This is a genomic window from Nostoc sp., assembly GCF_036917095.1.
Classification (GTDB): Bacteria; Cyanobacteriota; Cyanobacteriia; order Cyanobacteriales; family Nostocaceae; genus Nostoc.
Genome location: NZ_JBALFH010000022.1, coordinates 177,298 through 198,484 on the forward strand (window position 1 = coordinate 177,298; position 21,187 = coordinate 198,484).

Genomic DNA, 21,187 nt, shown 5'->3' on the forward strand with positions numbered 1-21,187 from the left:
GCTATAACACCAGGAAATCTATAAATTTTCCCAGAATTTTATAATGACTGTTTTTTGCTCAAGACAATATTTGTTAATTAATTCTTAACATGGAAGAAACATTAACTCTGTATCGGTTCAACTGCGAAACACTTGGCGAAAACCAAAATAAGCGATCGCATCTTTCATATTCGAGACAAAACGTTTTAACATACCCATACGGGTGTCGGTGACGTATTCCAAAGTCAAGACAATACGCTGTTCATTTTTACCCAAAGGTGTAACTCTATGGTAAAGTTTGTCACCATTGAATAACACTAGAGTCCCAGGGGTTAGGGAGAGCAATTTTATTTGAGTCTCCCGTTCGGGAATATCCTTGTAGAGTTGATATTCCAGCTTACTGAAGGAGTCATCAACCAAACCAAGCAACACTGTATAACGTTTGCCGCGATAGTAAGAAGTATCGTAATGATACTGGATATGATCTCCAGGCTCAGTGTAATAGTACAACGCGTAAGTATGGGGATCGGCTTCCGGACAGGGAAGGAGTTTTTCTGCCGTAATTTTGTTAAGGAACTCAAAAAAGGCATTAAGTTGATAAAACTCTCCAAAAATCGGAGCAAGCCTGTCTAAGCTATAGCGGCTAATACTACCGCCCTTTTTATGATTGGGAATATAGTTGCGGTTTATAGCAGGTTGCAAAGATGGCAACAGCGCCAAGAACTGCTCGATGATGGAGTTAGGGAGAAAGTTCTCCACCACCAACAATTCATTTTGAGCTTGAAACTCAGCTTGAAGTTTTTGGTAATCAACGGCTGCTATAGCTTTATAAATTTCAGTTTGAAGCTCCATTGATAATTTGATATTAATAGAGGACTGCAAAAGTAAACATAGCATTCTGTTAAAATTATACACGGGTTCTCAATCTTGCATTTTAGCTATTTTGAGCCAGGATATTGAGCCGTTAATTGCTATAACCAACAGAATTACATAAAGGAAAGCAATAAATTTGACTTCTTTAACGTAGTACAATCCAATGCCAATAACATCGACGACTATCCAGTAATACCAACTTTCAATCCTTTTTTGCGTCATCAGCCACATAGCAGTAAAACTCATGATTGTTGTGAGTGCATCTAAGTAAGGAAAAGAAGCTTTCTCTAGAAAAATTACAGGGAGTAAAAGGTGAATTTGACTCATCAAAGCTCCCGTTGCGAATGAAACTGCTATTGTGATTGCCGCAATCAAAACAATTTTACGCGGTGGACTATATCGAACTTTCAAAACCTTACCAGTCTCAGGATCGGGTGTACTCCATCGCCACCAGCCATACACACTAACAATTAAGTAGTATACTTGTTCTAACATGTCCGAATACAAATGGATTTGATAGAAAAGCGCCATGTATAGCAACACACTTACTATCCCAACAGGCCATGTCAAAATTTTCCTCTTAGAAATTAGCCACACTGACCATAGATAAAAGACCGTTCCCAATAATTCTATGTAGCTCATGGGATATCCCATAAGATTGAAGGCGATAGTATTTACGCTCCAAAAATCAATCATTTTAATGTACTTTAAAAAACAATTTTAGGGAGAAATAACTTTCCCAGGTTGCCATACTTCTGGTAGCAAGACAATACATTTTTAACAATATTAATGCGTGTGTTTAGCTTGCCAGACAAGCGAAAAAAAGGAATTTTTCTAATAATTAAATCGTTCTCAATCTGTTTTTGAAATATGCTGCGATTTACCTCTCCAGAGCGATCCCAGGTATCATCGTAGGGAATATCTGTATCACAAATAAATACTAAATCATAGCGCGAGATAGCTTGATGGGCTAGTTCTATTAACTCTGGGGCAACAGTTTTGTGGTAGTACAACGAGAATTGATAGGTTGTCAATGCATTAGTATCTGTAAATAAGTACTGGTTTGCTTGCAATAATAATGCTTCTTCACGTTCTAAATGCCCTTTGGCAATCTCCACAAGTTGGGAGAGCGAAAGTCGTCTGTTAATTTGATGTTTTTCCCAATACTCGCGCCCATACTCCGGCATCCATACGGTGTTATACTCTTTAGCTAATTGTGATGCAATGGTGGTTTTACCAGTTGAAGGAGCGCCCAGAAAAACAACGTTGGTAATGAGATCGCGGTACACATCAGGATGTAAATACTCCCGAAATGCGTAAGCGTCTCTTCTTACTTGCGTTCCAGAAATAGGAAAAGTTTTGCGATCGCAATCTACGAGCCGATTAACTGCTCCCAGTGCTTGACTTACGTGTTCCCCGTAAAATTCACTACAGTAAAAGTGAGTAATTTTTTTTGATTCTAATTGTTTAAGGATGTAATCTTCGTGCTTTTTCTTAATCTCAGGAGTATCACCAACCTCTGTTGGGCCATCCCGCGCTTCAATCACCTGAATTTTTGGATAAATTTTCCGCAGCCAATTAGCTCGAACTGTTAAAGGAATCGCAGTCACCTCTGGACAATCATAAATCATCACCAATACTTCATCCATCTCTGCTAAGGCAGTTTCAATTACTAATTGATGCCCTTTGTGGAGAGGTGCGTATTTGCCTAGCGTGAGTCCGTTTTTGCCAGCCATAATTTTTATTTTCCTTAGTTTTATACCTTTCCCCTTTAACCCAAAGGTATTGCTTAGATACTAGCAATAATAGATACCTTTTCCTGCTACATGACTGCTACCTTGCAATCAGACAATAAAGGCAAAGGCGCAGGCGTAGCCCGCCGTAGGCAACGCCTCTTTCTCTTCATCCTCCTTTTTAGCGGAGGTATTGTTTTTCAGACAAATTTTTTAATATACGTAATGGCTCAAGTATGGTTACACTACCGACATACTAATCAATGTTGGTGGAATACCGAACGATGTATAGAAATGCTAAAAGATTTACTGGTATTTTTGTGTTGGTTTTTCTGTTGATTGTTTCTATCAACTTTCCAGTAATTGCTCAAGATAGTTCAAATGGCCCTTCTGTAAATTTTCCATCGTCTCAGGTTTGTTCAGTGCCTGCTAATCTCAGAACTGAACAAGTCATTGCCGACAATGGTCGTAACCAAGTTACAATGGGCGATCGCATCAGGGTGAGAGTTGAAGGATTATCAAAAGCGACTAGAAATGCAACGGCTCAAAATCCGTTCGATCCTCGACAATTAGTGTTGTACCTGGATGGCTATGAACTAGAGGATGTCCACGGAGAACCAGTCATCGTCATGGTTGCGGCTAAAGATCAAACGAAAATTGATGAGGATTGGTTAGCCTTTCGACTTGAACGTACCGACTCATCTCAAGCTGCATGGAGTACGCTTCTTGGCCAAGCAAATAGATACAGTATTAACGCGATCGCGGGGGTAGGCTGTCCCAGGAAAGTTGCGATTCCAGTGAGCAATCCTCTATCACCTCCTAAATTTCAAATAGTTCTGTTATCATGGCGATTTTGGCTGTCTCTGATTCTAGTTCTGGCCGTTGTATTAATGTTCATTAGGTATTGCAGAAACACCCTTCGTAGCGCTGGAATAGAAGGGGTTTACTCTAAAAAAGAGGTGATCGGTGGTCAGGAACTGTTGATCCCACAAAAGGCCGATCTTGAAAACGAATATCGTCGAAGCCGAATTGCTCAATTTTTTCTTGGTAGGAAAAAATTGAATAGAAACCCGTTCAGTTTATCGATATCTCAACTGGCTTTTTGGACATTTATAATTTTTGGTTCTTACCTGATTATCTACGGCATAACAGGAGATTATACCAATATTTTAACGCAACAATCACTAATATTGTTAGGGATTAATTCTGTAACTGCGTTTGGTACTTCGTTAATTGATGGGCAGGGTAATGAGAAACACAGAAAAGGTAGTCAACGCGTTTCTGAAGGTTTTTTCTCCGATATATTATCGGATATTAATGGAGTCAACTTTCATCGGTTCCAAACATTTATTTGGACAGTTGCGCTCGGACTATTCTTTGTTTGGGAGGTCGTTAAAAATCTAGCAATGCCGCAATTTGATGAAACACTTCTTACACTACAAGGAATCAGTGCTGCAACATATCTTGGACTTAGAGGGCAAGAGCAGCACGGTATGATAAAAGATCCGGAACCTACATCCGAAGAAGATAACTTATCTGAACAACCGCTTCCACTAGAACAAGACAATCCACCGGAGAGCGATTCATCGATTCCTGGTGGCTAAGGGGCTTCTAAAAAAATGTCCTATCGCTTTTAGGGCGGGGGGCAGGGGGCAGAGAGCAGGGGGAAGAAAGTGGTTTTGATTCCAAAAATTGGATAATTTATTTTTTGGAGTTCCCTAAATCCTAGAGAGTCAAAATAATTCATAATTTATAATTACAGCACGTTCGCGGACTCACTACCGCAGCACTATCGGTGATAGTCAGTACTCTCCACGCTTGAAATACCACTAAATTTTTGATCGGCGTGTGGGTTTGTGTACAGTGTCTTTAATTATGAATTATGAATTATGAATTATTAGGCAATAATTTCAGATATTAAGATCGACTAGATTTGCAATCATACTTTGTATGGTAGTTCACCACGCACTTTCAGATTTCATCGACTGCGATTTTGCTGTCAGCGACTCATCTTGTAGCTATTGGTATGAAGGCCGTTGTCTCCAAAGTGGCGATCGCCTGAAATTACCGCGCACCGCAATGGCCGAAGCGATCGCTCACGGACTAATGCAACAGCTTGCCAACAATGACTGTTATTCTCGTGAAGGCAAGATGTATGGAATACTATTGGTTGAACTTTCTAATGGCGAACAACGGGTACTCAAAGCCTTCTCCGGTCTTTTGAATAGTTGCAGTTTTGTTGAGGGTTGGGTACCACCAATTCCAGGAAGAGACGAAGTTGCTTTTGAAGAAGCCCGCACTTTGGCACAGTTGGATGCGATTAAGCAGGAAATTATTACCTTGAAGCAACTGACTGAACGCCAGCAGTACCAAACCCTGTTTGATGAGTTTCAGCAGCAGTTACAAGCAATGAGCGATCGCCATCGCCATTGCAAACATCAACGACAACTTAAACGCCAGCAAATCTGCAATACACTCACTCCAGAAGCACTCACTATTGCCCTTGAACAACTCGACGAAGAAAGTCGTCAGCAGGGAATTGAGCGACGACAACTTAAACGCCAGCAAAATGAAGTATTACAGCCCCTCCAGGAGTTAATTGCAGCAACGGATGCGCGAATTAGCGAACTCAAACAACAGCGTAAAGCACTGTCCCGTCAATTACAAGCTCAGATGCACGCTACCTATAGCCTGACTAATTTTTCTGGGCGATCGCGATCGTTACAGCAATTGATGCCAGGAGGCTTGCCCACTGGCACAGGAGACTGTTGTGCCCCAAAACTGCTCCATTATGCGGCAACACATAATCTCAAACCACTGGCAATGGCAGAATTTTGGTGGGGTGCGTCTTCCGTAAATCAAGACAAAATCCAGGGAGAATTTTATGGAGCATGTGCCGAGCGATGTCAGCCATTAATGGGGTTTTTGCTCTCAGGGTTAAGTCTTAACCCCCCAGCTAGGGAAAGGGGAATCGTACCCATTATTTATGAAGACGAATGGCTGATTGCTGTAAATAAACCTGCTGGGCTACTTTCGGTGCCTGGTCGTTATCGCGATCGCCAAGATAGTGTCTTGAGCCGGTTACGTCATCTGTTACCGGATGGGATGGCGCTTGCATCTGTGCATCGCCTAGATCGAGAAACTTCTGGGATTTTGTTGTTGACACGCGATCGTCAAACCCATCGGCAACTCAGCCAGCAGTTTCAGCAACGCCAAGTTCACAAGGTTTATGAAGCCATACTTGCCGGTGCTGTCACAGTTGAGCGTGGTGTGATTGACCTACCATTGTGGGGAGATCCTGAAAATCGCCCTAATCAAAAAGTTGATTGGCAGCACGGTAAACCCAGCTTGACACACTTCCAGGTAATGGCGAGAGAAGGAGACTACACCCGCGTAGAATTTACGCCGCTAACAGGACGCACTCATCAATTAAGAGTTCATGCGGCTGATGCGCGAGGACTTGGGATAACTATTTTAGGCGATCGCCTTTATGGATGCTGTGCAGTTACTAGTAGGTTACATTTGCACGCTAGGGAACTTCGCTTCGAGCATCCGCAGTTAGAAAGAACTCTGCATTTACAAGCAATTACGCCCTTTTGACCAATATTAAAATAACGAGTAATATCATGTTCGCTTGATTACTTATTAAACCCGAAGAACCCCACCCCGCCAAAGCTACGCTTCGTCTCCCCTCCCGAAGAGCGGGGAGGGGATTAAGGGGAGCCAGTGCGGTCTTGGGGTCTCCCCAAGTGGAGCATCTGGCGTGTGGGGTGCAATGACTGTGGAAATCATAACTAATTATGCGAACATGATACTGGTTTATATAGCAATATAGATAATTTCAAGAAAAAATTAACGATACTTTTGAAACCATAAATAATTGATTAATCCAGCGTGATTTATTTTTCTTTTAAGTTTTTTTACTCTTGTTCTTCAGTGGGAAGAGAGCGAATTAATTCCCGAATTACATCGGTTGCAGGTCTGCCAGTCATCGAGCAGTATTTTTCTAACTTCTGTGCCTCACTTGATGTGAGATTGATTGTAAGTCGTTTAGCAGCCCATTTTTTATTCATAATATTAGACAAGTTCGATGTTTCAACTACTTTTCTAATATCAATCAGTTAATCTGTTAATACATGAGTACGATCAATGACTTTTAATTTAAGAGATGATGAAGCAAACTAATATGTTTTTCTAAAAAATAGTGCAGACATAAAGTTGATTTTAGAATATGAAGTTTCACAGCCTTAAAAATAATAATTATCAAGCCAATCCGAAGAAAGTATAAAATGCCTTGATATCAACTTAAATGCTCTGCTCAAAAAAGTTTACCGATTTTTTAAAGAAGTGTTGGCAGTTCTTTAATATGCATCAGCAACCCCTGACTTTTCACGGTATCTGGAAAACCTCACTTCTATTTCTCTCGTCCTTTAAGGAGAGAGACTTTGAATTTTCCCCCTTCCCGCGACGAGTTGGGGGTTAGGGGGTTAGGTCATAAGCTAAAAAACATCTAAATTGCATAATCAGATTAAATGAAACTCTTGTGGGGTGGGCATCTTGCCCGCCCTAGCTATGCAATTTAAATGTGGAACAGCTTATCATGTCCGGCTGATTAGTTGTCATTGCGTACCGCCCTTGGCGTTCCCGCAGGGTACGAAGTGTTCGCACAGCGTCTCGAAGAGAAGCAATCTCCGAATCCTTGCGGTTGCTTCTCTACGAGACGCTGCGCGAACGTTCCACTCGCAATGACATATTGTAAGTGATTAAGCGGACATGATATCAATCATTGGCTTTTCCACATAACGTGAAAAGTCAGAGCAACCAAAGCCACAGCAAGAGATTGGTGATATTAGGGCAATTAAGGAAGCGATCGCGATTAAACGAGACAACTATATTTTGGCTCAATCTTTCTCCTGTAGCCCTTTCAAGGCATTTTGCCTCCCCGTAAGAAATAGTCTTTGTTTCGAGATAAGCTCTAAGTAGCGATCGGACATGATAGATAGGATATCTGATGGGCTTATGAAGAATGAAACCTATTTTGGATGCTCAGGTATCCGAGTCTATATGTCAAGGTTCCTCGTATCTAGCGCCTACGTTATGATTACTGTTGCGGCTTTGTCGCTATCTGGCTGTATGCGCGAGAAAACGAAAAAAATTGTCGGATTTTCGCAGACTGAAAACATCGGCCCGTGGCGCATCGCCGAAACGAACAGCATCAAGGACGAGGCCGCCAAGCGTAAGAAAACTTACGATTTCTTGATGACGGATGCCCAAGGGCAGACATCAAAGCAATTTGCCGACATTGAGGATCTGATCGCGCGACAAGTTGATGCCATATTCCTTGCGCCACGTGAGTATGAGGGTCTTACACCCGCCCTCGAAGCAGCGAGAGCGGCAAAAATACCGGTTTTTCTCATCGACCGGGAAGCGGCGGGAAGACCAGGCGAACATTTCGTCAGCTTTCTGGGGTCGGATTTTATCGCCCAAGGCCGCCGCGTTGGCGAATGGCTGATCCAGGCGACCGACGGCAAAGCATCCATCGTGGAACTCACCGGCACAGCGGGTTCATCGGTTGCAATCGATCGGGCTAAGGGGTTTCGTAATGCCATCGGCAATTATCCCAACATGAAGATCGTCGCCACACAGACGGCGGATTTTTCGCGGGCTGCGGCCCAGCGTGTAATGGAAAACATCATCCAAGCCAAGGGTTCTGACATTACGGCAGTGTATGCTCACAACGACGAAATGGCATTGGGTGCCATCCAGGCTCTCAAATCCGCAGGTATGAAGCCAGGCAAGGATGTGATGGTCGGTTCAATCGATGGTCAGAAAACTGCACTTGAGGCAATTATCCGTGGTGAGCTGGGCGTGAGTGTCGAGTCAAACCCGCGTTTTGGCCCGCTTGTTTTCGCCACGATGGAAAAGTATTTTGCTGGTAAGAAAATTCCTCCTAGAATCATTCTCAAGGACAGACTCTTCGACGCGACCAACGCCAAGGATTTTGTAGATGAAGCATACTAAGCTGTTCCAAATTTAAATTGCATATACTGGGCGGGCAGGATGCCCACCCCACAAAAGTTATATTTAACTCGATTATGCAAGTTAGATGTTTTTTAGCTTAGTACCGCAAGGCGGAAGTCAAAAGTCAAAAGGAATATAGCGTAAGAGTTTTGTCGATCTGGAATGGTGGTTTATTTACGCCGTGCTGTACTAGATAGTTCTCACCCTAGAATAGAAAAAAGATAACCTGGAACTATCCTGAGCCTCCACGATGGACAAAAAAGATTACTATAGTGCGAAGTGAAGGATCTCCACTATCGGCAATAAAGGCAAAAACTTAGGTAAAGCCGATGAATCAGGCGACTGGAAATGTCCTGTGCATGACGGGGATAAAAAAAAGTTTTTCCGGCGTGCCAGCGCTCTGGGGGGTGGATTTTGAACTGAAGGCAGGCGAGATTCATGCGCTAGTTGGAGAGAACGGCGCTGGCAAATCGACGCTGATCAAGATTATGACGGGGGCTTATCGACGGGACTCAGGTGTTATAGAGTACGACCAGAAAAGCGTTGCATTCCAGAACCCGACGGAAGCGCAGGCGGCAGGCATTGTAGCCGTCTACCAAGAGATCCAGCTCGTGGGTTTCCGAACTGTTGCTGAGAATATTTTTCTTGGCAGAGAGCCGCATCGCTTCGGCATCATTGATAAACGGGTGATGAATACTAGGGCGGCCGAGATTCTGGAGCGCCTGGGGTTGCATATCGATCCGCGCTCAGTGGTTGGTTCGCTCAATATTGCCCATCGCCAGATGGTGACCATCGCCCGCGCCATATCTTTTGGAGCGCGGGTGCTGATCCTCGATGAACCCACGAGTTCGCTTACCGAAACTGAGGTGTCTGTTCTTTTTGATGTGATGCGGCGGCTAAAGTCGGAAGGGACATCCATCGTCTACGTCAGCCACCGTTTTGAAGAACTTTACGCCGTGTGCGATCGCGTGACGGTACTACGTGATGGGCGCAATATCGTGACGCGATCGCTAACTACACTCAATCGTCTGGAACTCGTTTGCCATATGCTGGGCCGTGAGCCAGAAGAGGTAAGCAAAGGAGTCACAGCCTTCACCGAACAGTCGCAAAACACGCTAGATCGGCCAGTGCTCCTCCATGCGGAAGCTCTCAAATATAAGAAACGGCTCGATGGTGTCTCGATTGAAATGCGGCATGGCGAAATCGTCGGACTTGCGGGTTTGCTCGGCTCTGGTCGAAGTGAAACGGTGCGTGCTCTGTTCGGGGCTGAACCACTTGAGGGGGGAACCGTTAAACTCGAAGGTAGTCTTTTATCCCTGCGCGATCCTCATGATGCGATCGATGCTGGGATAGCTTTCCTTTCAGAGGATCGCAAGGCGGACGGTATTATCCCTGAGCTTTCGGTGCGCGAAAACCTCACGCTTGCTGCCCTACCGAATCTTACGCAATGGGGCATTGTTTCCAGGAAACGACAGAACGAGCTTGTCGAACGTTTCATGCTGCGTCTTGGAATTAAGGCAGCCAGCGCCGAGCAAAAGATCCACGAACTATCGGGCGGCAATCAGCAGAAGGTGCTTCTGGCGCGATGGCTGTGCAAGAATACAAAACTTCTTCTCCTCGACGAGCCGACTCGCGGGATCGATGTTGGTGCAAAGCGCGAAATCCAGCGGCTGATCGCCGAACTAGCAGAGCAAGGGCTGGGGGTTCTGATGATTTCATCGGAAGTGGAAGAGCTAGTTGAAGGTTCGCAACGTGTCGTCGTCTTGCGTGACGGGCGGTCAATCGCGGAACTCAGTGGCGAGCAGAAGAACATTAAGACAATTCTGCACGCAATGGCAGAAGGTGCAGATCGTCAGGAAGCCGTCAGTGGACAATCCCAAACAGAGTAAAACCCAAATGAAGAGCAAGAAGTCCGATCTGGGTTGGGGAACCCTGTGGAACCCAAACTTCGGTGCATTTGCAGCACTTCTAATTCTCTATGTTGCGAACGCCATCTTCACTCCACGTTTCGCAACAGTTAGCAACACATTGAATATGTTGCTCCAAGTATCCACAACAATGTTGGTTGCCGTTGGGATGACCTTTGTCATTGCCTCCCGTGGCATCGACCTCACGGTCGGCTCTACTATGGCATTGGTTTCAGTCATTGTGGCATTGCTGATTCAGTATGGGATGACTGTTGCCATCTTGTTCGCTTTGAGCGCTGCTCTGTTGGTTGGCTTTATCAATGGTTTTCTCATCTCGCGTCTGAAACTTGATGCCTTGATTACCACCTTGGCGGGTCTCATTTTATGGCGTGGGATTGCTCAGGTTGTCGGGGACGGGAAGCTGGTTCCCTTCGTCCATCCGACATTTGAGGCGTTGGGAAAAGGCTATCTCGGTTCTATACCAATTCAAGTTGTAATTGCGGCAGTCGTCATTGCAGGAGCTTTCTTCTGTATCCGCTCTACGCTTTTTGGGCGTCAGATCGTTGCAGTTGGCGGCAACGAGAAGGCCGCACGGCTTGCGGGTATCCGTGCGGAGCGGGTGAAATATATAGTTTATATAATTAGCGCCCTGCTTGCTGGGGTTGCCGGGCTAGTCGAGACAGCGAGGCTTGGCATGGGCGATCCGAGCAAGGTGGGTGTCAACGCGGAATTTGATGCGATCGCAGCTGTTGTTGTTGGCGGCACGCCCTTCTCTGGTGGTCGGGCGAATGTACTCGGCACTGTTGTCGGAGCATTGCTCATGCAGGTTATCTCCACGAGTTTCAACATGCTTTTGATTCCGTTCACCTGGTCATTGGTTTTGAAATCCGTAATCATTCTTTTCGCCATTTTTTTACAGCGTCCTAAGGAGGTTTAACGCGTCATGGCTGCCACAAGGTCTTTTGCGCTTGCGGGGATGCGGCTCTCGAAGCATCTCGCCAAGCTCCTCACCTCGCAGGGCGTACTGCTGATGCTCCTTAGTTTGGCTGTTTTCGCATCGTTTCGTTATCAAACCTTCCTGACACCTGTTAATTTGATGAACATCATGCGACAGAACAGTATGCTGGCGATCGTGGCTCTGGGCATGACCATCGTCATCCTGAGCGGAGGCATCGATCTGTCCGTGGGCGCACTCGTTGCTCTCGGTGGTGTCGTTGCCGCAATACTCGCTCCTCAAGGAAGCTTTGTGGCAATCGTCGGCGGCATTGCCAGCACCACTTTGCTTGGTTTTGTCAATGGACTTCTCGTGTCTCGCGCCCGCCTAGAACCGTTCGTTGTTACGTTATTCACTGCAAGCGCTGCACGCGGGCTGGCGTTGAGCATCACCGAGGAGAAGTCAATTGCCGTATCATCGGCAGCATCGGGACTAGTTTGGCTGGGTAGGGGGTTCATTGGTTCCGTCCCTGTCCCCACGATCGTGGTTGCACTCTTGTATTTTGCAGCTTGGTTTATGCTGCACAGAAGCCGATTAGGGTTGCATATCTTTGCTATCGGCGACAACCAAGAGTCCTCCCGGCTGATGGGCGTGAACCCAAACCGAGTAAAGCTTGTGGTATACACGTTCAGCGGTCTGCTTTCTGGGCTTGCTGGAGTTGTGCTCGCGGGTCGTCTGGGGGCGGGTCAGCCTGTGGCTGCCTTTGGCTGGGAGACGGATGCGATCGCTGCGACGGTCATGGGAGGAACGTTTCTCGCAGGGGGCAAGGGGAGTGTGTTTCCGACCCTTGTCGGTGTACTTTTGCTAGGAATGATGTACAACCTTTTAAATCTTGAGGGAACCATTACTCCTTGGTGGCAGCTCGTGCTCCGTGGTGCATTCCTACTTCTGGTCGCGATCTTTCAGCAGCGCATCGCACAGAGGGAATAATGTTAAGGAAAGGCTTTGTTACATCAATACCTTTACCAAAATAAGAGGTTACAAAAATTTTGTTCTTGAGCAGGGGTAGAAAGGACTATTAACGAATGGCACTAAAAAAAGCTCTAAGCTATGTGGAATATGCCATGAACACAACTTTTGTAGATATTGTTAACGCCTGTAAAAAACCAAATACTGAATTACTTAAACAAGTCCTTACAGAGCGAAGTTCACTTTCTGATGCAGAGAGCGATTTTCTCACCTACATGGCAGGATTTACTCATTATGAATTTACAAACAATCTGTTTCAACAATTTGGGTTATTTTTTCTCGAAGGCACTTCCATACTTTTTGATTCCATAAATAAAAATTTTCACGTGAAAATTCTCATCAACGATCAAACCCTTGATTTTGAAAGTCTTGCCCTGGAAGCTATCGCAAAAGCTGAACAGGTAATAATCATTGAAAATCGTATACAATTTAGAGATAGAAATGGTATGTATATTGATGGTTTATCAAAATTGTTGCGAAGCATGACAGTAGATCGAATGCAAGATTATTTATCCAAAAGTAACATGGGTATATATGAGGATGTCGTTTCGTTTCGCAGAATATTACTTGACAATTCTTTTGTTCTACACTTTGTGAGAGTTGGCCAGCGTAATATATTGATTAACTTAGAAACAATATTTACTAGGGTTACTGCTTCAATATTTGTAAACTTTTCAGATAAAAAGCCAAACTTGTCATTATTTAATATTCAAAATAAAAATGAAATTCATGCATTATTAAAGAATATATATTGGTATGTTTTAGATATTGAACGACCAGAAAAAATTATTGATTTACTTAAAAAAATTCAAGCAAATTTTACCTTGGTTCCATATGTAAGTGACGATTATAATTATTTTCAAGGTATATTGCTCGATATAGAATCTAGAATCTTAAGTGCAATCGCATTGAGATAATGATGACCAAAACTCGGCACGAATTATGCAAACAATTGCAAACCGCTTAATTGATAAGCGTTTCCGCTTTTCTTAGTGCCATTCGGACTATTAACACTTTCTTCCCATGTCTCCCCTATTTATCAAAACTGTATTAATATCCGTCCAATTAAATTCTAAATAAGTTGCTTCCGAGAGGAAAAATATATATGCCTTACGATATTACTATGTGTCCAGGACAAAATTGCCCGATAAAACAAAATTGTTCTCGTTTTACAGATGAAATTTTAGGTCGTCAGGATTTTTTTGGAGAAGCTCCCTATAATTTTATTACTAATTCTTGCGAACATTTTATCAATAACGGCCCAGATGAAAATCAAATCCGATTGAAAGCTTATGAAATATGGCAACAAATGGGCTATCCCGATGGCAAGTCTGTAGAACATTGGCTTCAGGCTGAAAAGGTGTTGATAGATTTTAAACGCGATCGCTAAGTAATTCCATTTTAGGAACGTAGAAACTAAAATGAGCTATGATCTGCTTGCGGAACAAACCTTTCAGACAACTTTATCAAGATATTCGCTGATTCAGGCTCCAGTCATAGTAAAGATAAGAAATCGGCGTTGAGGCATTTATTGACAGGTCTGTTTCTAGGTAAGAGGAGATATATTCTGGAATAGAGGATGTAACCTTGAGAAAATCTTGACGATACCATTTAAAGATTTTGCTACAGTAGAGCGTTTTACTATCTGAGTCATAACGGACTTTTTCCGGATTATTAATGAAGCGACGAGCGTCTTCATCTAACTGCTGAGTAACTTGTTCAGGAAAATAAGCTCCAGCACGCAGTAATGGGCAACCAACCGAAGCGCAGACAATTGCAAAATGAATTCGCGGCTCCTGTAATTTCTCCCGTAGGATAGAGTTCTCTATTTGGGCTAAACTGTAATGTTCGTCAAATATATAATAAGCACGACGTTGAAAGAACCACAAAAAAGCCAGCCAGTTGGGAATGCCTAAGATTCGCGGACGAATTGACTCAAGCGGGTATCTCTCCAATATTGCCGAAATGGTGAACGCATTGTAAAGGTTGATCCACAATGCCAATTGCTCAAAAGTGTTGCAATTAGATGTAAAAGCCAGATTTTTTTGACTCGACAACCAATCTGCTACCGCTTGAGGTTGCTCTGTTTTCCAAGCACAATAGTCTACACGGCCCTGTCGATCGACATACTGACGCAACAACTTGTCCCAAGGTTCAAAATCAATCATTATCGCTGAAATAGTAAAACAATTATGAATAATAAAATAATCTTAGATTCTGATATTATATCTTCTATTTTTTCTCGAAAAAAAATCAATAGCAAAGTTATTATGCCTTTCAAAAGCTTTGCTGATGACACAAGAAATTATGTGTTACATAAATTAGCTTTAGGAGAAGAGGAAAAACCATCTGTTTTAAGTTTTGTAAATTTTAATCATTGGTACTTAATAACTAATGAAAGATTAGTGTGGGAAATTAATCAAAAGTGGAATTATTTATATTACGAAATGATTGATAGTGTGGATATTAATCAAGAAGGTCTTTTCCGTTTAGGTTCATCATTTAAAAGTCAAACTCAGGAAATAGATATAAAAACAAAATCTGGAGAAAGTATCCTTGGTGATATAGGTGAAGCAGGTGCAAGTGTATTTGCTTTATTAAGCGTCATAAGCTGGATCGTTGCCAAGAATAAATATTCCTAACTCTACTTCTTTGGAGACATTAGTTTTATCTTTCTCAGTTAGAACGTAGTATATTTTTAACTTTTGAATAACAATTTTCTCTCGGCGAAAAATCAGGAGAATATGGTGGTAAATAAATCAATTTTGCTCCAGCAGCCTTGATTAGTTTTTCAACCTCTTTGCCTTTATGAATTGAGCAACTATCCATGACTATGTAAGCACTCTCCCAGACGACTCTAGCCATTATATTAGAAAATAAAGCTCAAAACCCAGTTTTTATCTCTTGTTTAAAAGTGGGCTAAAATTTTTCTTTGACCATAGTGATGGAAGAACGCTATACCAATATCAATGAGAATTTGAGGAAATACGGAGATTAAAAGCTAGTTATAAAAATGTCTCTCTTCTGCATTTATCCAATGAGTAAAATATAATGCTTTAGTCTACTAAAATTGTTGTGATTTCAAGCTACAATGCTTTTCAACTAGTACAGCATGTGCGTAAATAGACTGTTGAGGCTGCTATAAAAGAAAGTACAATAACATGTCTTCATCTGATGAATTTGTGTACCATCGGAGCGTGCGCCCTCTCTATATGCTCCAAGGTGTAGTTACTTCTATCCTCCTGCACTCTATTTTATTAATGGGGAGCAAATATTGGTATAGAGCTTTGATGCATGAGCCGAAGCAAGCAATTACCCAAGAGATTCCAATCGAGGTAGTTGAAGTTCCTGCTAATAAAACAGACACACCTCCTCAAACCTCACTCCGGGCTACCAAAGATTCTATTGCCGGTGGTAAAGCTTTGCCGGAAAGACCTGTTTCTGTGGTGAAGTCAGCTAATCCCGCAGGATATAAAGCCTATAACGAGCGTTCTTTTGACTTAACAACCTCATTTCCAGCAGAGGTATTCAAGACAGAACGCCAGCAGCAGAAAAGAGAATCACCAAATCGATCTGGTCAACAACCGCAACTCAAACCTCAAAAAACGGCATCAGCACCTGCAACTACAGTACAAGCACCTAATTTTAAGAAAATTGCAGTAGCGCCAATGGCTACACCACCAGCCCAATTGGAAAAAACAGCGCCCCCGACTACACTAGAATCTCCTAACCCAAAGCAAATAGCGTCAGCACCTGCAACTACAGCACAAGTACCTAATTTTAAGAAAATTGCAGTAGCACCAATGACTACAGCATCACCAGCCCAACTGGGAAAAACAGTGCCTTTGAGGACACTAACATCACCCAACCCAAAGCAAATAACGTCAGCACCTGCAACTACAGCACAAGTACCTAATTCTAAGAAAATTGCAGTAGCACCAATAACTACACCACCGCCAGTCCCACTGAGAAAAATAGTGCCTTTGAGGACACTAACATCACTTAAGCCAAAACAAATAACCTCAGCACCTGCAACCACAACACAAGTACCTATTTCTAAGAAAATTGCAGTAGCACCAATGACTACACCACCGCCAGCCCAATTGGGAAAAACAGCAATTGAAAGAGCTACGACATTACCAGTACCCAGCAACCCTAAGAATTTAAGGCAGTCGAGAACTGGATTAAGTGGGCGAACACCGTCCCAAGCTCAGTCATCTCTAAAAACAGGTGGAGCAAGTTTGTTGGGTGGTACTCTGGGTGTATCTAGTCAGAATTATCGCGGCGAACTGGCATCTGTGCCTAATTCCAACCGCGATCGCCAAGCGACTTCTGGTATTGATGCCCGCAGTCAAGATATAGACCTCACCCCTTACTTAAACAAACTAAAGCAACGCGTTCAGCAGCAGTGGCTACCAGGAATGAGCCAGTCCAATCGGCGAACAGTGCTTAACTTCACTATTAACCGTTCAGGTCAAGTTAGCAATCTCAATATTGTACAAACCTCTGGATTCAATGTAACTGATGAAATAGCACTCAATGCTATACAGCGAGCTGCACCTTTTGCACCTTTACCCACAGGATATCCCAAGAACCGTATTGATATCGAATTTACGTTTGATATCAATGTTTATGGCGAACTAAATTTACAAAGGGATGGTGGCTAACAACAGGGTGACAATTGATGCAATCGGCTGTCAAAAATAAATTGTGAAGTTAATCGCACAGCAGAATGCAGATTAGGTAATTACATTAAAAAAGAATCAATAAAATCTTTGTGAGGAGGTAGAAAAACTATTGCGATCGGGGCTAAGTACAGGTTTTCATTGAATTAAACAGAGCACATATAAAACAGAATAAACGAGGTATTTTCTTACGGTTAGAAGTTAAATATTACTTTTTAGTTTCAGTCAACCTTTGATTCTTATCTTCCATTTCTAGGAGTTCAGGGATGGTGACAAAGCGATAGCCCTGGTTGCGAAAGTTGGCAATAATTTCTGGTAAAGCTTGTACAGTTTTAGAACGATTACCACCACCATCATGCATTAATACAATTCCACCAGGTTTTGCCTCTCTGAAGACATTACCGATTAATTTGGGTACAGGAGGACGCGAATAATCTATAGAGTCAGATGACCACAAAATAATACTATATTTGCTATTTCTAGCATAATCAACTACTCCATTATGCATAATTCCTCCAGGTGGCCGAAATAAATTTGTTTTTAACCCTGTAGTTTGATAAATAATATCTTCCGTGTGGTCTATTTCATAAGCAGCGGCTTGTGGATTCAAGAATTGATACCAATGATGCCAAGTATGGTTGCCAATCACATGACCTTCAGCAACCTCCTGTTTAAGTAAGGCTGGATAATTTTTCACGTTTTGCCCAATCACAAAAAATGTTGCTTTGATCTGATTTTTTCTCAGAATATCTAACACTTCTGCTGTACTCTCAGGCCAAGGCCCATCATCAAAGGTGAGAGCAATTACTTTCTGAGATGGAGAGAGTTTTGCCGCATTAATTATTGCACTTTGAAAACTTGATGGTATAGAGTCAGAAAAACCCTTTACTTGTGCTTGTTGCTGCCACAGCTTCAGCATCGCTCCCTTGAATTCCTCAATTCGCTGCTGGGTTCCTGTATTTGCTGCTAGCTCGTTTACATTTATCTTCTGTTGTTCTGGAGCTTTAAAAATATTTATTTTCATCAATATTATTAAACTCAGGCTAAAACTACTACATAAGATAAGTAGCCCAACTAATTTTCCTGAAATCCAAAGACTCGGCTTATTATCGATCACGTCAACTTCCTTCAATGGTCAAACAATCAGTCACCCTATTGATAGTAAGTTAGACTACCGATCTGCTTACTTTCAGAGAAAGTATAACTGTCTATTAAAAGATTGCCAAGAGTGCGATTGCTTACCCGCGCAACTTAATTGCTCTGAGTTTATGATTTTGAGTGGAATCAGATAAATCAAGCTATCCCGGAAATAAATCAATGAAATTCTGCTGGTTTTTACTACCTATTCTTAGTACTTTGTTACTAACATCGCCCAGCTTTGTCTGTAGTTGCTCTGTCCTTGTAGAATATGGGGCAAACAGCCTGAACCTGCAATTCCACACCCTGTTTTTGGTAACAACCAAAGTAAGGAATTGCGGTAACGCTTAATCAAGACACATTTTTAAATGCCCCAAATATCCGAGATTCTCTAGTAATTCAAGTAAAATTTAGTTGTTTCTACTTGACTGTAGAGAGCTAGCGCTCATAATCCAAACCAACTCAGATAGTCGGTCACATGAAAATCTAAAATGGGCAGCTTCATAATAACAGGATTTAATTACATTTTCTTGACAAAGTTATTACCAAGTTGTGACGAAAGTGTGACTAGACTGATTTTACTAGCTGCACCTGTTTTTTATTTTTGGGACAGACCAAAGCAGTTTTTTGCTTCCAAAGACTAACAACAGGCAATAGGCTTGATTGTAGGCGAGTTAAATGATAAAACTTGAAGGAAATAAAAGTCACTTTTGAACTTTATGAAGATACAAGGAATACCGAAGTCATTCTGAAAAACTTTTACTTATAAAACAGGACTTACGCAAAATAATGGAAAAACGAACCGCGAAGGCGCAAAGGACACGAAGGAATGAGAGTTTCAGAGAGTTATTGCGTAAGTCCTATAAAACTTGGATAATTTACCTGCATAGAGAAGGAGACTAGCTATGGGCAATCTCCTGTTTGATAACAAGACCAGCGTTGTAGACAAGTAACTTATTTAACAATTTAAGATTTTGTAGTGCTAAGTATACAATTACATCTCTAGCTATTATTTAATATTACTTTGCTTTAATTGTGCTTAAAGCTACGTCTTGGTAATAATGCCCTAAAATTTGCAGATAGTTTACTCCCCTTTTGGCTAAATTGTATGCGCCCCATTGACTCATACCTAAAGCATGACCGTAGCCGAGTCCTTGAAGTACAAAACTACCATTTGCTGTTTTGGTAAGGTTGAAGTGGGTACTTTTAATCTTGAGCGCTGTACGCACTTTTTCACCTTGTAGCACCTTTGTACCTTTGTCACCAACGATTTTTAAGACTTTAACACTACCAAAAGGTGAGTAGGTTTCTACAATCATATCTTTAACATTACCGACATCAGAAATTCTGGCGCTAATTTCTGCCGGGGAGAAAGTTTTCACCCATTTGCACTCGCTAACATTTTGATCGTAATCTTCAACAGCACGCAGGTATGGCTCGTGGCTTCCCCAAACATCCTCGACATTTTCGGTATGTCCTCCAGAGCAATCATGAAAAACTGAGAGAATAATACTGTCTTTATAAGTTAGTACCTGTTTATCAGTAGCATCGACGGCGGCGTAAGTACTAGGAGTTTCACTGATTACTCCTTTATAAATTTGCCAGCGATCTGGACTATCACCTAAATCGTAAACAGGATTATTGCGTTGTTTTTCTCGCTCATAGAGAGCAAAAGTCCGGGCAGCAACTGCTTGCGCTTTCAAAGCTTCAGCAGGCCACTCAGTATCCATTTCGCCACCAACAACACTGTAGAGATATTCTTCGTCATCAACCCAGTTAACGGCGGTTAATCCTTTGTCTGTTGGAACGACAAGAGTTCTGCCTCGATACCAGCGATCGCCAATGTAAACGAATCCCTTGCCTGTCGGCTCAATCCAAAATAAACCAGACTGCCACTTGTCTAAAGCTACACCGCCTCTAACTGCTTGGGCATAAAATGAACTCATTGCTGGTAATTCTCCGAGAGTATGACCAGTACTATCTTTTACCAACGCAGTCGTAGAACTACCAACTGTTACCTGATTAACTCCCCTTTCGATTGCTATTCGCAAGATTACAGATGCTCTGGTTGGGGTAGCCAAAGTCATCCACAATAAGGCACTTACCCACCAATGACTTACTTTCATCTGTGCAAACAAAGCGTTTAGTAACAATTGGCATTTCATGTCGAGCATTTAAAAAGAGTGTTCAATTTCCATACAATGTTATCCCTAATACTGTGGTATGCGTATGCTCGATCTACTTTTTCCTAAAAGTTATTCACTTGCCAATAAACGAATGTTCGTTTATTATAGTAATTATGAGGCATAAAGACGATAAAAAAAATCAAGCCATCTGTGATGCGGCAATCGAACTGATTACTGCCAATGGTTTTGCTGATACTTCGATGTCGAAAATTGCCAAAACCGCGAATGTTTCGCCCGCGACGATATATGTCTATTTTGAAAACAAAGAAAACCTTCTCAATAAAATCTATTTATCCGTGAAGCAGGAAATGAGCACAGAAATTTTGAAAGGTGTCAACCAGAACCTATCGGTCGAGAAAGCCTTTAAAATGGTCTGGAATAATTATTATCAATACGCGATTAATAATCCGGTCAGATTTGCTTTTACCGAGCAATTTGCTAATTCCCCGATGGTTGACCGCATTTGCAAAGATGAAACTTTGAGCTATTTCAAGCCAATGCTAGATTTGTTCAATCGCGGTAAAGAGGAGAAAGTTTTTAAGGATATTTCCCTGGAAATTTTTACCGCTTTTACCTTTGCGCCTCTGACTGGATTGATAAAAGAGCATTTTAGTGGTGCTTTGATTTTGGACGAAAAAATGTTAGAAACTACCTATAAAATTGCGTGGGATGCAATAACGAATTAATTCTTTTTTTGAAATTT

The 21,187-nt window shown here is 42.3% G+C and carries 19 protein-coding genes and 1 pseudogene; 11 read left to right on the forward strand and 9 right to left on the reverse strand.

What is annotated here, in order from left to right; all coding sequences use genetic code 11:
• Positions 1 to 117: 117 nt before the first annotated feature.
• The 3 genes from V7L01_RS11840 to V7L01_RS11850 form a co-directional block, all read right to left on the reverse strand.
• The gene (locus V7L01_RS11840) at positions 118 to 831 is read right to left on the reverse strand and encodes a 2OG-Fe(II) oxygenase (protein WP_335034898.1); all 714 of its coding nucleotides are present in this window, start codon (positions 829 to 831) and stop codon (positions 118 to 120) included.
• 69 nt (positions 832 to 900) lie between these two features.
• Entirely contained in the window at positions 901 to 1,548 is a 648-nt protein-coding gene (gene pnuC / locus V7L01_RS11845; RefSeq protein ID WP_335034900.1) for a nicotinamide riboside transporter PnuC, read from the reverse strand.
• A gap of 11 nt (positions 1,549 to 1,559) precedes the next feature.
• Positions 1,560 to 2,588: an AAA family ATPase gene (locus tag V7L01_RS11850; RefSeq protein ID WP_335034902.1), complete on the reverse strand. Its 1,029-nt coding sequence runs from the start codon at positions 2,586 to 2,588 to the stop codon at positions 1,560 to 1,562.
• Positions 2,589 to 2,869: 281 nt separating this feature from the next.
• On the opposite strand from V7L01_RS11850, the gene V7L01_RS11855 reads away from it, so the two are divergent.
• Positions 2,870 to 4,189 carry a hypothetical protein gene (locus tag V7L01_RS11855; protein ID WP_335034904.1) on the forward strand — a complete coding sequence of 440 codons (1,320 nt, stop codon included), beginning with the start codon at positions 2,870 to 2,872 and terminating at the stop codon, positions 4,187 to 4,189.
• A gap of 346 nt (positions 4,190 to 4,535) precedes the next feature.
• Entirely contained in the window at positions 4,536 to 6,185 is a 1,650-nt protein-coding gene (locus V7L01_RS11860) for an RluA family pseudouridine synthase (protein ID WP_335034906.1), read from the forward strand.
• Between the two features lie 320 nt (positions 6,186 to 6,505).
• On the opposite strand, the gene V7L01_RS11865 is transcribed toward V7L01_RS11860, so the two are convergent.
• Positions 6,506 to 6,658: a CopG family transcriptional regulator gene (locus V7L01_RS11865; RefSeq protein WP_335034908.1), complete on the reverse strand. Its 153-nt coding sequence runs from the start codon at positions 6,656 to 6,658 to the stop codon at positions 6,506 to 6,508.
• Positions 6,659 to 7,348: 690 nt separating this feature from the next.
• Positions 7,349 to 7,474, reverse strand: coding sequence for a hypothetical protein (locus V7L01_RS11870; RefSeq protein WP_335034910.1), 126 nt, complete (start codon positions 7,472 to 7,474; stop codon positions 7,349 to 7,351).
• Positions 7,475 to 7,682: 208 nt separating this feature from the next.
• Between V7L01_RS11870 and V7L01_RS11875 the strand changes: the two genes are divergently transcribed.
• The 6 genes from V7L01_RS11875 (at position 7,683) to V7L01_RS11900 (ending at position 13,866) form a co-directional block, all read left to right on the forward strand.
• Positions 7,683 to 8,606: an ABC transporter substrate-binding protein gene (locus tag V7L01_RS11875; RefSeq protein ID WP_335034912.1), complete on the forward strand. Its 924-nt coding sequence runs from the start codon at positions 7,683 to 7,685 to the stop codon at positions 8,604 to 8,606.
• Positions 8,607 to 8,935: 329 nt separating this feature from the next.
• Complete coding sequence (locus tag V7L01_RS11880; protein WP_335034913.1) at positions 8,936 to 10,495, forward strand: sugar ABC transporter ATP-binding protein; 1,560 nt, start codon at positions 8,936 to 8,938, stop codon at positions 10,493 to 10,495.
• Complete coding sequence (locus tag V7L01_RS11885) at positions 10,473 to 11,450, forward strand: ABC transporter permease (protein WP_335034914.1); 978 nt, start codon at positions 10,473 to 10,475, stop codon at positions 11,448 to 11,450. The genes V7L01_RS11880 and V7L01_RS11885 overlap by 23 nt, the downstream gene beginning before the upstream one ends.
• Before the next feature lie 6 nt (positions 11,451 to 11,456).
• Positions 11,457 to 12,437, forward strand: a complete 981-nt coding sequence (locus V7L01_RS11890) for an ABC transporter permease (protein WP_335034916.1) — start codon at positions 11,457 to 11,459, stop codon at positions 12,435 to 12,437.
• A 95-nt stretch (positions 12,438 to 12,532) separates the two neighbouring features.
• A complete protein-coding gene (locus V7L01_RS11895; protein ID WP_335034918.1) occupies positions 12,533 to 13,393 on the forward strand; it encodes a hypothetical protein in 861 nt (286 codons plus the stop codon).
• 188 nt (positions 13,394 to 13,581) lie between these two features.
• Positions 13,582 to 13,866 carry a DUF2934 domain-containing protein gene (locus tag V7L01_RS11900; RefSeq protein WP_335034920.1) on the forward strand — a complete coding sequence of 95 codons (285 nt, stop codon included), beginning with the start codon at positions 13,582 to 13,584 and terminating at the stop codon, positions 13,864 to 13,866.
• Positions 13,867 to 13,942: 76 nt separating this feature from the next.
• Here V7L01_RS11900 and V7L01_RS11905 read toward each other — a convergent pair whose 3' ends face one another.
• Positions 13,943 to 14,644, reverse strand: coding sequence for a DUF547 domain-containing protein (locus V7L01_RS11905; RefSeq protein WP_335034922.1), 702 nt, complete (start codon positions 14,642 to 14,644; stop codon positions 13,943 to 13,945).
• A 24-nt stretch (positions 14,645 to 14,668) separates the two neighbouring features.
• Here V7L01_RS11905 and V7L01_RS11910 point away from each other — a divergent pair, with 24 nt between their 5' ends.
• A complete protein-coding gene (locus V7L01_RS11910; protein WP_335034923.1) occupies positions 14,669 to 15,118 on the forward strand; it encodes a hypothetical protein in 450 nt (149 codons plus the stop codon).
• Positions 15,119 to 15,161: 43 nt separating this feature from the next.
• On the opposite strand, the pseudogene V7L01_RS11915 reads toward V7L01_RS11910, so the two are convergent.
• Positions 15,162 to 15,344: pseudogene (locus V7L01_RS11915) on the reverse strand (transposase); the annotation flags it as partial.
• Between the two features lie 293 nt (positions 15,345 to 15,637).
• Here V7L01_RS11915 and V7L01_RS11920 point away from each other — a divergent pair.
• Complete coding sequence (locus tag V7L01_RS11920; RefSeq protein ID WP_335034925.1) at positions 15,638 to 17,143, forward strand: energy transducer TonB; 1,506 nt, start codon at positions 15,638 to 15,640, stop codon at positions 17,141 to 17,143.
• A 226-nt stretch (positions 17,144 to 17,369) separates the two neighbouring features.
• Here the strand turns inward: V7L01_RS11920 and V7L01_RS11925 are convergent, their stop codons facing one another.
• The gene (locus tag V7L01_RS11925; protein WP_335034927.1) at positions 17,370 to 18,278 is read right to left on the reverse strand and encodes a polysaccharide deacetylase family protein; all 909 of its coding nucleotides are present in this window, start codon (positions 18,276 to 18,278) and stop codon (positions 17,370 to 17,372) included.
• 1,039 nt (positions 18,279 to 19,317) lie between these two features.
• The gene (locus V7L01_RS11930; RefSeq protein ID WP_335034928.1) at positions 19,318 to 20,463 is read right to left on the reverse strand and encodes a SpoIID/LytB domain-containing protein; all 1,146 of its coding nucleotides are present in this window, start codon (positions 20,461 to 20,463) and stop codon (positions 19,318 to 19,320) included.
• Between the two features lie 134 nt (positions 20,464 to 20,597).
• On the opposite strand from V7L01_RS11930, the gene V7L01_RS11935 reads away from it, so the two are divergent.
• Entirely contained in the window at positions 20,598 to 21,170 is a 573-nt protein-coding gene (locus V7L01_RS11935) for a TetR/AcrR family transcriptional regulator (RefSeq protein WP_335034930.1), read from the forward strand.
• Positions 21,171 to 21,187: the final 17 nt, after the last annotated feature.

Bases quoted from the DNA above. Each gene is read 5' to 3' on its own strand.
- V7L01_RS11840 (WP_335034898.1), bottom strand. From the start codon at position 831: ATGGAGCTTCAAACTGAAATTTATAAAGCTATAGCAGCCGTTGATTAC.
- pnuC (WP_335034900.1), bottom strand. From the start codon at position 1,548: ATGATTGATTTTTGGAGCGTAAATACTATCGCCTTCAATCTTATGGGA.
- V7L01_RS11850 (WP_335034902.1), bottom strand. From the start codon at position 2,588: ATGGCTGGCAAAAACGGACTCACGCTAGGCAAATACGCACCTCTCCAC.
- V7L01_RS11855 (WP_335034904.1), top strand. From the start codon at position 2,870: ATGTATAGAAATGCTAAAAGATTTACTGGTATTTTTGTGTTGGTTTTT.
- V7L01_RS11860 (WP_335034906.1), top strand. From the start codon at position 4,536: ATGGTAGTTCACCACGCACTTTCAGATTTCATCGACTGCGATTTTGCT.
- V7L01_RS11865 (WP_335034908.1), bottom strand. From the start codon at position 6,658: ATGAATAAAAAATGGGCTGCTAAACGACTTACAATCAATCTCACATCA.
- V7L01_RS11875 (WP_335034912.1), top strand. From the start codon at position 7,683: ATGATTACTGTTGCGGCTTTGTCGCTATCTGGCTGTATGCGCGAGAAA.
- V7L01_RS11880 (WP_335034913.1), top strand. From the start codon at position 8,936: ATGAATCAGGCGACTGGAAATGTCCTGTGCATGACGGGGATAAAAAAA.
- V7L01_RS11890 (WP_335034916.1), top strand. From the start codon at position 11,457: ATGGCTGCCACAAGGTCTTTTGCGCTTGCGGGGATGCGGCTCTCGAAG.
- V7L01_RS11895 (WP_335034918.1), top strand. From the start codon at position 12,533: ATGGCACTAAAAAAAGCTCTAAGCTATGTGGAATATGCCATGAACACA.
- V7L01_RS11900 (WP_335034920.1), top strand. From the start codon at position 13,582: ATGCCTTACGATATTACTATGTGTCCAGGACAAAATTGCCCGATAAAA.
- V7L01_RS11905 (WP_335034922.1), bottom strand. From the start codon at position 14,644: ATGATTGATTTTGAACCTTGGGACAAGTTGTTGCGTCAGTATGTCGAT.
- V7L01_RS11910 (WP_335034923.1), top strand. From the start codon at position 14,669: ATGAATAATAAAATAATCTTAGATTCTGATATTATATCTTCTATTTTT.
- V7L01_RS11920 (WP_335034925.1), top strand. From the start codon at position 15,638: ATGTCTTCATCTGATGAATTTGTGTACCATCGGAGCGTGCGCCCTCTC.
- V7L01_RS11930 (WP_335034928.1), bottom strand. From the start codon at position 20,463: ATGAAATGCCAATTGTTACTAAACGCTTTGTTTGCACAGATGAAAGTA.
- V7L01_RS11935 (WP_335034930.1), top strand. From the start codon at position 20,598: ATGAGGCATAAAGACGATAAAAAAAATCAAGCCATCTGTGATGCGGCA.